The sequence below is a fragment of the Microcoleus sp. CAWBG640 genome, from assembly GCF_020883015.1.
GTDB classification, from domain to species: Bacteria; Cyanobacteriota; Cyanobacteriia; order Cyanobacteriales; family Microcoleaceae; genus Microcoleus; species Microcoleus anatoxicus.
The window spans coordinates 1-13,173 of the sequence record NZ_JAHRFC010000015.1 but is presented as its reverse complement, the minus strand read 5'-3'; the positions used below and the strand labels follow the sequence as shown (position 1 = coordinate 13,173).

General features: G+C 44.8%; 9 protein-coding genes. 7 read left to right on the top strand and 2 right to left on the bottom strand.

The genetic code is table 11. The features are described 5' to 3' along the window. Window positions 1-45: 45 nt before the first annotated feature. Window positions 46-321, bottom strand: coding sequence for an RNase H family protein (locus tag AAFP11_RS10250; RefSeq protein ID WP_341736965.1), 276 nt, complete (start codon window positions 319-321; stop codon window positions 46-48). Between the two features lie 80 nt (window positions 322-401). Between AAFP11_RS10250 and AAFP11_RS10245 the strand changes: the two genes are divergently transcribed. Next, window positions 402-5,024 (top strand): CHAT domain-containing protein, encoded by a 4,623-nt coding sequence (locus AAFP11_RS10245; protein WP_341736964.1) that lies wholly within the window; start codon window positions 402-404, stop codon window positions 5,022-5,024. 384 nt (window positions 5,025-5,408) lie between these two features. Here AAFP11_RS10245 and AAFP11_RS10240 read toward each other — a convergent pair whose 3' ends face one another. Beyond that, the gene (locus tag AAFP11_RS10240; RefSeq protein ID WP_341736963.1) at window positions 5,409-8,129 is read right to left on the bottom strand and encodes a DNA methyltransferase; all 2,721 of its coding nucleotides are present in this window, start codon (window positions 8,127-8,129) and stop codon (window positions 5,409-5,411) included. 591 nt (window positions 8,130-8,720) lie between these two features. Between AAFP11_RS10240 and AAFP11_RS10235 the strand changes: the two genes are divergently transcribed. From AAFP11_RS10235 to ureC, 6 genes are all read left to right on the top strand, one after another. Beyond that, entirely contained in the window at window positions 8,721-9,596 is an 876-nt protein-coding gene (locus tag AAFP11_RS10235) for an urease accessory protein UreD (RefSeq protein WP_341736962.1), read from the top strand. Between the two features lie 51 nt (window positions 9,597-9,647). After that, window positions 9,648-9,974, top strand: a complete 327-nt coding sequence (locus tag AAFP11_RS10230) for a nucleotidyltransferase family protein (protein WP_341736961.1) — start codon at window positions 9,648-9,650, stop codon at window positions 9,972-9,974. Beyond that, the gene (locus AAFP11_RS10225) at window positions 9,961-10,293 is read left to right on the top strand and encodes a DUF86 domain-containing protein (RefSeq protein ID WP_341736960.1); all 333 of its coding nucleotides are present in this window, start codon (window positions 9,961-9,963) and stop codon (window positions 10,291-10,293) included. Before AAFP11_RS10230 ends, AAFP11_RS10225 begins: the two co-directional genes overlap by 14 nt. A 47-nt stretch (window positions 10,294-10,340) precedes the next feature. After that, complete coding sequence (ureA, locus tag AAFP11_RS10220) at window positions 10,341-10,643, top strand: urease subunit gamma (RefSeq protein ID WP_015179363.1); 303 nt, start codon at window positions 10,341-10,343, stop codon at window positions 10,641-10,643. Window positions 10,644-10,676: 33 nt separating this feature from the next. Then, the gene (locus AAFP11_RS10215; protein WP_341736959.1) at window positions 10,677-10,982 is read left to right on the top strand and encodes an urease subunit beta; all 306 of its coding nucleotides are present in this window, start codon (window positions 10,677-10,679) and stop codon (window positions 10,980-10,982) included. Between the two features lie 157 nt (window positions 10,983-11,139). Continuing rightward, window positions 11,140-12,876 carry an urease subunit alpha gene (ureC, locus tag AAFP11_RS10210; RefSeq protein ID WP_341736958.1) on the top strand — a complete coding sequence of 579 codons (1,737 nt, stop codon included), beginning with the start codon at window positions 11,140-11,142 and terminating at the stop codon, window positions 12,874-12,876. Window positions 12,877-13,173 lie beyond the last annotated feature (297 nt).

The window sequence follows — 13,173 nt, the reverse complement described above, 5'->3', positions numbered from 1 at the left end:
CGTTTACTAGCAATTGTGGGTATAAATCGACTGATTCAAGAATCTTTACACTCGAATTAAATCCGTCCTGAAGGACGGGGCTTTAGACCCAGTTTTTTGGTAAAGGGTGACTGTTTCGGTTTGACCGGAATTGGCAAAAAACTCCAAGGCGGCGATCGCAGCCTGCATTTCCATGCGGTTATTGGTACTTTGGGACTGTGCACCTCCGAGTTCGTGACAGTTGCCATCGGCGAAGCAAACCACTGCGCCCCAGCCGCCTGGGCCTGGGTTGCCGGAACAAGCGCCGTCTGTATACAAGCTTTTGATTTGCGGAATTGTCATGGGCGAGTTAATCTATTTTTTACAGGTATGTTGTTGCCAGATGTCATAATTTAACAGAATCGCGATCGGACCTAGATGCTATGAAAAATGCCAACTTAAAAATTAAAAAGGTCTGGCTATTTATTTGTCCGTTTTCTTTGTTAATTTTTAATACTTTCGCCCAAGCGCAAACAGTCGTTCCGGCGGCTGACGGTACTGGCACTAATGTGACCCGCACTGACAACCGCTACGATATTGGTGGTGGCAGTTTGTCGGGGGACGGGGCGAATCTGTTTCATAGTTTTCAGAAGTTCGGTATCCCGGAGGGTCAGGTTGCTAATTTTTTGACCAATCCAGGGATTCAAAATATATTAGGTCGCATTTCTGGCGGGGATGCTTCCCTAATTAATGGTTTAATTACTGTCACTGGTGGCAACTCTAATCTTTTTTTAATTAATCCTGCGGGGATTGTGTTTGGTCCCAACGCGAGTTTGAATGTGCCGGCGGCTTTCACTGCGACTACTGCTACTGGGGTTGGTTTGGGTTCTAATTGGTTTAATGCTACGGGCGTAAACGATTTTAGCACGCTAGTTGGTACTCCTAATGGTTTTTATTTTGGGGTGGCTCCACCGGGAAGTATTGTGAATGCTGCTAATTTGGCTGTGGCACCTGGTCAAAGTTTGGCTTTGTTGGGCGGTACTGTGATTAGTACGGGGAATTTGTCGGCACCGGGAGGTAACATTACTGTTGCTAGTGTGGGAAGTGGAAGTGCGATTCGCATTAGTCAACCAGGGCATTTGTTGAGTTTAGAAATTGCTACTGGTGGCAATTTACCGATTTCTCCCTTGGTTGCAAATCCTCTATCTTTGCCGCAGTTGCTGACTGGTAGCGGTGTGAATGGTGCGACTGGTGTTGCTGTGGCGACTGATGGTACGGTGCGACTTGTGGGCTCTGGTTTGCAGGTGAATTCGGGGGATGTGGCGATCGCTAGAAGCAATCTTACCCCCATTTCTGATTTAACTGCGGCAAATGCTCGCCTCTGGGCTGCTAATAATCTCACATTAGATGGGGTTCAATTATACACCACTGGTAACTTGACTTTGACCGCGGCAAATGCTGCGCAAGTGCGTGACAGTGCGACGCATCCGTTTTTGGCTCAGGCTGGGGGTAATTTATACATTCAGGGCGATCGCACTATCGATATTCTGACTCAAAATGCGATCGGTGCTTTGGCTCTGGCTCCCCAATTTCAGGCGGGTGGCGCTTTGACTTTAGTTAGTAATGGTGTGATTTCTGGGGATGCTCACTTTGTTTCTGGTGGCAATTTTTCAATTCGGAATCTGTCAGGAATGGCGGGAACTTTCGTGAGTTTATTTGACCCGATTATTAGTTCTGAGGCTGATGTTTTTTTTGGAGATTATACTGGTGCTTCTCTGAAAGTGGAGGCTAAGGGAAGTATTGTGGCACAGGAGATTACAATTACTCGCCCGGATACAGCCCTCGATATTGGCAATGTTAGTGCTGATTCGGATATTGCTATTTTAACTAGGACTCCGGCATTGATTTTGCGGGCTGGAGTTCGGAATTTGGCTAATACTCCTAATGTTCCTAATGCTGTTGAGGGGAGTTTTGATGATAATGAAACTACTTCTTTAGGTGAGGATGCTATATTTAATCCTGGGATTATTCACTCGAATCCCTTAATTATTGTAGATAATATTTCTGCTGCGGGGCTGGTGAGTTTGTCTGCTCCGGGAACTGTCGCAACTAGAGATATTAATAGTGGAGAAATTAAGCTCGAAAGCGGACAGGGTGTGGTGGTTGGTGGGCGATTGACTTCTAGTTCGACAATTAATATTCAGGCTGCTGATAATATTATATTGACAAATGACATTTCCCGTGCTGATGTAAATGGTAATGTGAGTTTCAACAGCAGTGGGGGTAGTATAGTCACGGAGGCGATCGATACTGGGAATTCTGGGGCGATCGAACTTAGAGCTTTTGGAAATGTGAATTTTGGGAATTTACAGGGAACTAAGGTTGATATTGCTAGTAACTCCGGGGAATTGGGAGTTTGGAGCGATCCTAATCTCATAGTCCCTAATACTACACCAGTGGATATTGCAGCAACTACAAATATCAGTTTGACGGCTTCTAGGGACTTAACGGTAGGTAATCTTAATGCTGCTACTGTCAATGCTACCAGCAATACGGGCAATGTCACCACGGGGGCGATCGCTACTACTGGAGATGTCAGAATTTTAGCCAGACAACTAATTAATACTGGAGTTGTAACTGTTAATCCTGTTGGGCTAAATTTCATTCCCACAGTCAATCTGGATGCTCAAACTAACATTGCTACGCCCTCTATTAATGCTCCCGCCGCCACCATTGCTGTGAGAGCATCCAGGGACTTAAATATCGGGAATTTGCAGGGGGCGGCAGTTGATGTTAATAGTGATGGGGGCCAAATTGCGATCGGCAATACTTTGACAACTGGAAATATCAATGTTGCTGCTGCTAGTAATGTAAAAGCAGGAAATTTACAGGGAGTTGGAGTTAATGTTAAGAGTGATTCTGGAAGTATTGAAACTGCCAATAATACCGCAACGAGAAATGTAAATTTAACCGCAGCAGGCGATGTAAAAGCAGGAAATTTGCAGGGAGTTGCAGTTGATGTTAACAGCACCAGGGGGAGTGTTACTACTGGTAATATAAATGCTACCGAGACTGTGGGCGTTGTAGCGGGAAGGCAAATCACAGTAGGGCGTATAGATGTTAATCCTGTTGGGGGCGATCGCGCTGCTACGGTAAATCTGAATGCTCGCAATGATATTAGTGTAGCATCGATTAATGCGACTGGAGGTACGGTGGCGATCGGCACTCCGGGTTTTGTGCGAATCACCAATTCTTTTTTAAACCAAAACGGTACTCCTGTTAGCATCTCAACTGTTGGTGCCAATCGACAAGGTTCCGTTACTATTAATCACGGTGGCGCTAATACTAACCCGCCAACGCCTTTTGCGATCGGAGATGCCAGAATTAACGGTAGTGCCGCAGCGATCGATTCTGGCAATGTTAATATTATTCCACCAACACCAACACCACAAATACCAGTAATACCGCAAATACCAATAACACCGGAAATACCAATAATACCGCAAATACCAATAATACCGCAAATACCAATAATACCGCAAATACCACTAACACCGCAAATACCACTAACACCGCAAATACCGCCAACATCACTAACACCACTAACACCATTAAATAGATTTTCATCGCTCTTTCCAGGGCCAAACCAACCCTTGACACCAGAACAACTGCTAAATCAAAACATCATTTTGCGAAACATAGAAGCACCGCGACAAATGATAGTTGGACTCGAAAAAAACTTACCTCCCAAAGCTATCTTAGATTTCATCGGTTCAAATCCCCCAAATTTAGCCTTCCTGTCAGCATTTCGCAGCAACATCAGTAGTAACTTTGACCAAGCAAAAGTCTCAGAAGGTGTAGCTTTACTAGACAAATCTTTCAGCCAAGAATATCAACAATATTTCGGCCTAAACTTCCCAGACATTGAAGACGAACTAATCTCCACCGAAGCAACTCAAAAAAAATTAGCAGCCCTCTCCGCAGAAACCGGTATTAAACCCAGTTTTATTTATCTCTTTTCCCGACCCGAAAAATTAGATTTAGTTTTGGTGACAGCTTCAGGTTCTGTCATTCACCAAACTGTGCCACAAGCTAACCACAAAGAACTGATGCAAATTGTCAGTAAATTTCGGGAAGAAATTACCAAACCGGGTGCGCGGGGAACTACCAGTTATCTTCCCTATGCCCAACAACTTTATCAGTGGATAATTGCTCCTTTACAACCAACTTTAAAAGAGCGAGGAATTGATACAATCTCATTCATTGCTGATAAAGGATTGCGAGGCTTTCCTTTTTCAGCTTTGCACGACGGACAGCAATTTTTGGTGGAAAATTACAATATCAGTCTAATTCCCAGCGTTACTTTAACCGATACTCGTTACATCGATATCAGAAACCTTCAGGTTTTAGCCATGGGTGCATCGCAGTTTTCTGAGTTGAAACCTTTGCCGGCAGTTCCTGCTGAAATAGCTGCTATTTCCAGAGATTGGCCGGGAATTAGTTTTCTGAATGAGGGCTTTACTTTGGAGAATTTGAGGCAACAGCATCAAAGTCGGCCCTTTGGAGTTATTCACTTAGCTACTCACGGCGAATTTAAACCAGGATTACCAAGTAATTCTTTTATTCAGTTGTGGAATAGCCGACTGCAACTCGATCAATTACGACAGTTGAGATTGAACGATCCCCAGGTAAATTTATTGGTTTTGAGTGCTTGTCGCACTGCGGTGGGAGATGAGGAAGCGGAGTTAGGTTTTGGCGGATTGGCGGTACAATCTGGGGTGCAAACTGCCTTGGGGAGTTTGTGGTATGTGAGTGACGAAGGTACTTTGGGATTGATGAGTGAATTTTATCAACAGTTGAAGACTGCGCCAATTAAGGCGGCCGCCCTGCGCAAAGCGCAAATTGCGATGTTGCGAGGAGATGTGCGTTTGGAGGGTGGTCAATTGCGGGGTTCGAGTCGGGGTGGAGGGGTGGATTTACCACCGTCGCTGCAAGGTTTTGCAGATACAAAGTTGTCCCATCCTTTTTATTGGTCAGCTTTTGTGATGGTTGGAAGTCCTTGGTGAGTGGGCTGTGTCATATCTAACTCCCCTCTAACTCCCCTCGCTTAGAGGGGCCGGGGCTGTGTCCGATCTAACTCCCCTCTAGAGAGGGGCCGGGGGTGTGTCCGATCTAACTCCCCTCTAGAGAGGGGCCGGGGGTGTGTCCGATCTAACTCCCCTCTAGAGAGGGGCCGGGGGTGTGTCGAATCTAACTCCCCTCTAGAGAGGGGCCGGGGCTGTGTCCGATCTAACTCCCCTCTAGAGGGAGGAGAGTAAGTACACACAATGCTTTCAGGCGATTGTTGACACCTATGGGCAGTGCCGTTTCCCTACTATTAATCGGGCGATGGTTACATCCGAGGGTGTGCGATCGATGTTTTGGGGTAGGACAACGGCATTGCGGTGTCCTCAATTGCCTTCATTTGGGGCCGTGGGCCCAACTATTGGCTCGCCTTGTTTTTCGGTTTCTGCTAGTTCTAGATTTAATGCCAGCAATTGGTCTAAGATATTGTCACTGTCAGTAAATCCGTAAGCTTGGATTACTTGCCGATCGAGCTTAGCATGGAGTTTAAAGAGTTGACTTGTTGGTTCTTCAAAAAACTTATTGTAAAGTTGAGTAATTCCCCACTGTTTGGCGGACATTTGTTGAGTGCGGTATTGGTGCAATTCGACCGCATTTGCCCGAATTTCCTCTACTAATTGCTTCGCTGCTGTCTGGGGAAATGGGAAAGTTTCAAAGCAGGTGGTATTCGTGTATCGAGTGTCTCCTTTAAGTGTTGAGCTTTGAGCTTTAACCCAGAAGCGATGAACCTTTGATGTGAGAATGCCAAAAATGTAGAAGTCTTCTGAAGCAACAACAATATTTAAGTCACCTGGCAGCCAACTAACGGGAGCGGGAATGAAGACAGCCCATTTTGAGACTCTCGGTACGGTAAAGTAGTTAGATAAGGGTGCGATCGCCTTTCTCATTCCCAAACGTTTTCCTTCATATTTCCACCAGTTTAGTTTTAGTGCTTCATTGCGATTATTCTGGCGTTCGATGGAAATAGTTGATTTCAATCGATTAAAAGGTAGTTCATAGTTGCTAGCTTCTTCTATTGTCATGTCATCAAAATCAATAATCCATCTATCGGGTACGGAGTTGGGATTTTTAGCTAAATTCGCCCCCATTGAAAAAAGTTTAATAACTTTCTGATTATTAAAATCAGCTTGAATCCAGTCCTTAGCCTCTTGTTCGGCAATAATAAATCCCTTACCATTAGGAATTACACCTTGAAAGCATTTATTTAAATTCGCTGACAACCTAGCAGCTTGAGAAACATCAATCGTAGCTTGCAACGAAGAATTAATACTGGAAACCGCGAGATTATCTAAATAGTAAACTTTCGGCTTTTCCTTGCTCCAGTTAATCAAACTAACGTGAACCTTAGCTTCCCCCGACCAAGGCTGAGTAGAAACTGCCACATAAATGTGACCGCCATTTTGAGCGACATAATCTAAAGCAGCAGCACGACTTTTTCCTTGACTGATTGAATTAGTAGCAACTAAACCAGCCCTGCCATTGAGTTCTAAATTATTGTGAGCAATGCGAAACCAATAAGCACAAAAATCCACCGAATCTTTCACATCAGGAAAGCGTTCAAACACGCGGTCAATATATTCATCTCCCAGCGCAATCCTCATGTGCTTTCCGCCTAAAAACGGGGGATTCCCGATAATCGCGTCAGCCTTCACCCAATCAGTAAATAAAGCATCAGCACAGACAATATTTTTATCCAAAGTATCCAAAGGCAGAGAAGGTTCTTTCAATCCCAAATTGTCGATCGCCACCTTGCGGCCAATCATCAGCGTCACCCGCGCCAACTCCACCGCAAACGAGTTAACATCCATGCCGTAAAATTGCTGCGGCGTGACTAAATTCATATAACCTCTTGTACCGTCGCACTCGTTTAGCTTATCTAAAAGTAACTTTTCAACTTGCTTCAGTTCCTGATAAGCTACATACAGAAAATTCCCCGAACCGCAAGCCGGATCTAAGACGCGATAGCGACCTAATTCTTGGTGCAGATTTTGCAGTTCGGCTACCGTATTTGCAGCATTAATTCGCTCTTCCCAGTAATAGCTAATTGTGGGCAAAACAATGCGGCGAATGTCTCCCTCTGTAGTAAAGTGAATTCCGTAGGCGCGGCGCTGTTTTTTATCTGTTTTCAAAGCCGATTCAAAGATATTACCAAAAATAGAAGGGCGTACCTGACTCCAATTTTGTTCCGCACAAGCTTCTAATATTTTCAACTCTCCCTGTTGCAGTTCAATGGGATGTATTTCCGAAAATAATCCGCCGTTGAAATACTCGACTCCTTCATAACGTCCTGCGGGCGTGACTCCCTGCTGATTCATTGCTTGAAATAAGCCGCCCAAGACATCATAAGAACTTGCTCCTTCCAGACAATCTTTGACGCAGCGAGTAAAGAGTGCAGGCGGCAAAAGTCCCCGATCTTCGGCAAACATTGCTAAGACGCACTGCAACACAAATCGCTGGGCCTGAAACTGATTAAATTTAGCAAATTTGCGCTCTTTGCCGCGCTCAATTAACATTTCCAGCAGCATCCCCATTCTGCTAGCAGCTTTTTCGGTAATCTCGACTTGGTTGTTTTTGAATATGGGGCGGCGGCTGGTAGATTCCATGAAAGCAAAAGCGGGCGATCGCGCTGGCAATTGCTTTAAAGTTATAATGTCTAAAGGTTCATCTGGCTGAACATCAAAATCGTAAATGTGAAACTCGTCAAAATTGCACATCATCACATAGCGCGGGCGATCGTCTTTTTTGAGGCGAATATAATAGCGTTCTGTTTGGGTGCGGTGTTCTCTTTTAGTCAAGTCTTCGCCGCGCTTTTTCATTTCAATCAAAACGTGCTTTTTCCACACCAAATCAGCAAATCCCATTAGACCTTTTTTGCTACTTTTCTCTATGCGTTCCTCATAGGTTGCGCCGGCTTCTAATGCCCCCTCGTGGCCGAAAGCCTGAAAGAAGCGGTCTAAAAATACTTGTGCTTGTCCTTTTTCATCGCCTGTAATGTGTTGTTGGCAGTAGGTGACGAATTTCTGGAGGCTTTCAGGGGTGGCTGGCATGGGAGGATAATTTAAGACGCATATTAATTAGTATAATCTGCTATCTTGTATTATTGTTACAGTATCCCCGTAGGGGCACGGCAATGCCCATTAGTGTCAACTTAAGACTAAAATCCTCTTGAAAAATCTGGGTTTTACGCCAAGTCTAGATCCCCCTAAATCCCCCTTAAGAAGGGGGACTTTGAGAAGAATCTTGTCCCCCCCTTCTTAAGGGGGGTTAGGGGGGATCGAAGTTAATAGTCAAACAGCAGTCTGTGAATAGGTTTGACGTTAAGTTGACACCAATGGGCTCTTGGAGTGTCCCTACGGGGAGGGACACGGCAATGCCCATAGGTGTCAACTTAAGCCTGAAAGCCCTGAGAAATCTGGTTTTTACCTGAGTCTTGATCCCCCTAAATCCCCCTTAAGAAGGGGGACTTTGATCGGACTCCTGTCCCCCCCTTCTTAAGGGGGGCTAGGGGGGATCTAGATTTAATAGTCAAACAACAGTCTCTGACTGGGTTTGACCTTAAGTTGACACTAATGGGCAATGCCGTGTCCCTACTGAGATCGATATTTTTGATAATATCTATTCTTGAATTCTAAAAAACTGTGATTCAAAACTCGACTGACAAACCTACAAATAACATTCAAAATGGATGGCACGGCCTCCTCAATTTAGTCTACGCCAACCACAATGGCTCAACTCAAATCATCCAAAATCAAATGCAAGCACCGCTGAAAGTGCAACGCCCGTTCTATCCTGAAGGTAAGGAGGTTTGTCACAGCGTCATTTTACACACGGCTGGAGGAGTTGTGGGGGGCGATCGCCTTTCGAGCCATTTTCACCTCCAACCCAACGCCAAAGCCTTGATTACCAGCGCCGCTGCTGCTAAAATCTATCGTAGCAGCGGACTAGAATCACAACAAACTATCGACATTCAATTAGAATCTGCTGCTAACTTAGAATGGCTACCCCAGGAAACAATCGTTTTTGATGGCGCAATTTATCAGCAAAACTTGCGGGTAGAATTAGCACCAACAGCGAATATTTTATTGTGGGAAATTACCAGATTTGGACGCAGTGCTAGGGGCGAAAAATTCTTGTCTGGACAATGGCGATCGCACACCGAAATCTGGCAGCAAAATACCCCTTTATGGATTGACAGACAATTGCTCAAAGGTGGAGAAACCATGCTCGAAAGTCCTCACGGCCTCGCCGGAAAACCCGTAGTTGCAACCCTCGCTTGGGTTGGAACACCTGTCACCCCAGAACTTGTGGAAAAACTGCGTGCTTTGCCCTCGGAGGCAACAATTAATCCTGGTAATTGTACCATCGGCATCACTCGTATTCCTAACGGTTTGCTATGCCGATATCGCGGTACATCCACCACGGCCGCTAGAGACTGGTTTGTCAGCATTTGGGACTTGCTCCGCCTATCTTTTTCAGAACGCCCTTGCTGTTTTCCCCGTGTTTGGATAAAATAGGATAGTATTTTAATTTCAGTATATATAGCAATCCTAACTATCGTAAATAAAATGCAACTCACTACCCCAGAACCAGACAAACAACTGCCCATTAGTATTCCCCATGACCAGATAGCTGAGTTTTGTCAGAAAAATGCGATCGCCAAACTTTCTCTTTTTGGCTCAATCCTCCGAAGCGACTTTAGACCCGACAGTGACATTGACTTGCTGGTAGAATTTATACCAGGAAACAAAATCGGATGGCGGATAGTTACTATGGAAATTGAACTAACAGAAATGTTAGGACGTCAAGTAGATTTGCGAACACCCGAAGAATTGAGTCAATATTTTCGCCAAAAAGTTCTTGATTCAGCCCAGGTGTTGTATGTTCATAGATAATAATACTCGTCTGCATCATATGCTGAATGCGGCAAAAGAAGCTGTCTTATTTTCCGCAAACACAAACCGGACAGATCTTGACACTAACCGAATGTTAACACTATCTTTGGTCAAGTGTATTGAAATTGTTGGCGAGGCTGCTTCTCGCATCAGTACAGACCGTCAAAAGGAATTACCACAAATCCCGTGGTCACAAGTTATCGGTATGAGGAATCGCCTAATTCACGCTTACTTCGAGGTGAACTTAGATATAGTTTGGGATGTGATTACCGATGATTTACCCTCGTTGATAGTTGAACTTGAAAAAATAATTCAATAATAGTTTAAAATTAAGCAAATAATGCGATCGCCCTCACCAGAATAACAATGCAACTCACCCCCCAAGAAAAAGACAAACTGCTGATTTTCACCGCCGCCCTGGTAGCAGAACGCCGGAAACAAAGAGGTTTAAAATTAAACTATCCCGAAGCACTAGCCTACATTTCCGCCGCGATTTTAGAAGGAGCCAGAGATGGCCTTACCGTCGCCGATTTAATGAGTTATGGGACAACTCTTTTGACGCGAGAAGATGTGATGGAAGGGATACCAGAAATGGTGCATGAAGTCCAGGTAGAGGCGACTTTTCCTGATGGTACTAAACTCGTTACAGTCCACGATCCGATCCGTTAAAAAATTAACCGCATAAACTCGCAGGAGGAAAAGATGATTCCAGGGGAAATGATTGTTTTGCCAGGTGAAATAGAACTAAATGCAGGGCGTGAAACAGTCCGGTTGCTGGTAGGAAATACGGGCGATCGCCCAATCCAAGTCGGTTCTCACTACCATTTTTATGAAGCTAACGAAGCATTAGAATTTAATCGAGAACAAGCAAAAGGAATGCGGTTGGATATCCCCGCAGGTACAGCAGTCAGGTTTGAACCGGGAGATGAAAGAGAAGTGCAATTAGTACCTTTTGTCGGTAGTCGTGAAGTTTACGGCTTTAATGGAAAAGTGAATGGTGAGTTATAGCAATCCTTGCAGGAGTCGTAAATCTTTTTACCCCACCCCAACCCTCCCCTTAGTAAGGGGAGGGAGTAAGAAGTTCACAAATGATTTAGGACTGCTATAGATGGATGAGAGAGAATTCGACTATTATCAATCAAAATGAAGCAAGGAGTGCATTAATATGAGTTACAGAATGGAACGCCGCGCTTATGCGGAAACTTTCGGGCCGACAGTGGGCGATCGCGTCAGGTTAGCGGATACTGAATTATTCATTGAAGTTGAACAAGACTTCACAACCTACGGCGATGAAGTCAAATTTGGTGGTGGCAAAGTCATCCGCGACGGCATGGGACAGTCGCCAATTTCTAATGCTGATGGTGCTGTTGACACGGTGATTACTAATGCTTTAATATTAGATTGGTGGGGAATTGTTAAAGCAGATATTGGGATTAAAGAAGGCAAAATTTACAAGATTGGTAAAGCCGGAAATCCTTATATTCAAGACAGAATAGATATTATTATCGGCCCCGGTACTGAAGTAATTGCGGGTGAAGGGATGATTCTGACTGCGGGGGGAATTGACACTCACATTCACTTTATTTGTCCGCAACAAATTGAAGTGGCGATCGCCTCTGGTGTCACTACTATGATCGGCGGTGGTACAGGCCCTGCAACGGGTACAAACGCCACAACTTGCACTCCTGGACCTTGGCATATGTCCCGAATGCTGCAAGCTGCGGACGCTTTCCCCGTCAATCTAGGATTTTTAGGTAAAGGAAATACCAGTCAACCCCAAGCATTAATTGAACAAGTATTGGCCGGTGCAATGGGTTTGAAACTCCACGAAGATTGGGGAACTACACCAGCAACAATTGATACTTGTTTAAGTGTAGCTGACGAATACGACGTGCAAGTTGCAATTCACACCGATACTCTCAATGAAGCGGGATTTGTGGAAGCTACAATTGCCGCGTTTAAAAATCGGGCAATTCACACTTATCACACTGAAGGTGCTGGCGGCGGACACGCGCCGGATATTATTAAAGTTTGCGGACAAGCTAATGTTTTGCCCTCGTCAACTAACCCGACTCGCCCTTATACTGTTAACACTTTGGAAGAACATTTGGATATGTTGATGGTGTGTCACCATTTGGATCGAAGTATTCCTGAAGATGTGGCTTTTGCTGAATCGAGAATTAGAAGAGAAACGATTGCTGCTGAAGATATTTTGCACGATTTGGGTGCTTTTAGTATGATTTCTTCGGATTCTCAGGCGATGGGAAGGGTTGGGGAAGTGATTATTCGGACTTGGCAAACGGCTCATAAAATGAAAGTGCAGCGTGGTAATTTACCCCCCCTAACCCCCCCTTATCAAGGGGGGGGAATAGAAGGAGAAAATGATAATTTTCGGGCTAAGCGGTATATTGCAAAATACACAATTAATCCGGCGATTACTCACGGTATTTCTCAGTATGTTGGTTCTATTGAAGAGGGGAAATTGGCGGATTTGTGTTTGTGGAGACCGGCTTTTTTTGGGGTGAAACCGGAGATGGTGATTAAGGGTGGGGCGATCGCCTATTCGCAGATGGGAGATGCTAACGCCAGCATTCCCACGCCGCAGCCGGTGCATATGCGGCCGATGTTTGGGAGTTTTGGGGGTGCGATCGGCGCAACTTGTCTGACGTTTGTTTCTCAGGCTGCGTGCGATCGCAATATTGCCGCACAGCTAGGTTTACAAAAGCCAACTGTAGCAGTTTCTGGCACGCGAAAGATTAGTAAAAGAGACATGAAACTCAACGATTATTTGCCAGAAATGGAAGTCGATCCAGAAACCTATGAAGTGAGGGCGGATGGAGAATTGCTGATTTGTGAACCGGCAACTGTTTTACCAATGGCTCAGCGATACTTTTTGTTTTAAGCAATTATAAAATCATGTAGGGGCGGGTTTCACCAACAATATTTACCACAAACCCACAATCTCAAAAACCCGCCCCCACCTATTTTAACGCTGGTTTTACCAACAATATTTACCACAAACCCACAATCTCAAAAACCCGCCCCCACCTATTTTAAGGCCATTATAAAATCATGTAGATACTGTCTTGATCTGTCAAGGGGTAGCAGTCAAATAATTAGGATCGAAAGGCTTTTGGGACTTTAAAATCCCAAAAGCCAAATGCACCAACTTCCTCATCAAAGCGCCAATCACCTGCAT

What these genes read in the sequence shown, in the direction of transcription:
- AAFP11_RS10225 (WP_341736960.1), top strand. Translation starts at nt 9,961, where the DNA reads ATGTTCATAGATAATAATACTCGTCTGCATCATATGCTGAATGCGGCA.
- AAFP11_RS10245 (WP_341736964.1), top strand. Translation starts at nt 402, where the DNA reads ATGAAAAATGCCAACTTAAAAATTAAAAAGGTCTGGCTATTTATTTGT.
- AAFP11_RS10240 (WP_341736963.1), bottom strand. Translation starts at nt 8,129, where the DNA reads ATGCCAGCCACCCCTGAAAGCCTCCAGAAATTCGTCACCTACTGCCAA.
- AAFP11_RS10250 (WP_341736965.1), bottom strand. Translation starts at nt 321, where the DNA reads ATGACAATTCCGCAAATCAAAAGCTTGTATACAGACGGCGCTTGTTCC.
- AAFP11_RS10230 (WP_341736961.1), top strand. Translation starts at nt 9,648, where the DNA reads ATGCAACTCACTACCCCAGAACCAGACAAACAACTGCCCATTAGTATT.
- ureC (WP_341736958.1), top strand. Translation starts at nt 11,140, where the DNA reads ATGAGTTACAGAATGGAACGCCGCGCTTATGCGGAAACTTTCGGGCCG.
- AAFP11_RS10215 (WP_341736959.1), top strand. Translation starts at nt 10,677, where the DNA reads ATGATTCCAGGGGAAATGATTGTTTTGCCAGGTGAAATAGAACTAAAT.
- ureA (WP_015179363.1), top strand. Translation starts at nt 10,341, where the DNA reads ATGCAACTCACCCCCCAAGAAAAAGACAAACTGCTGATTTTCACCGCC.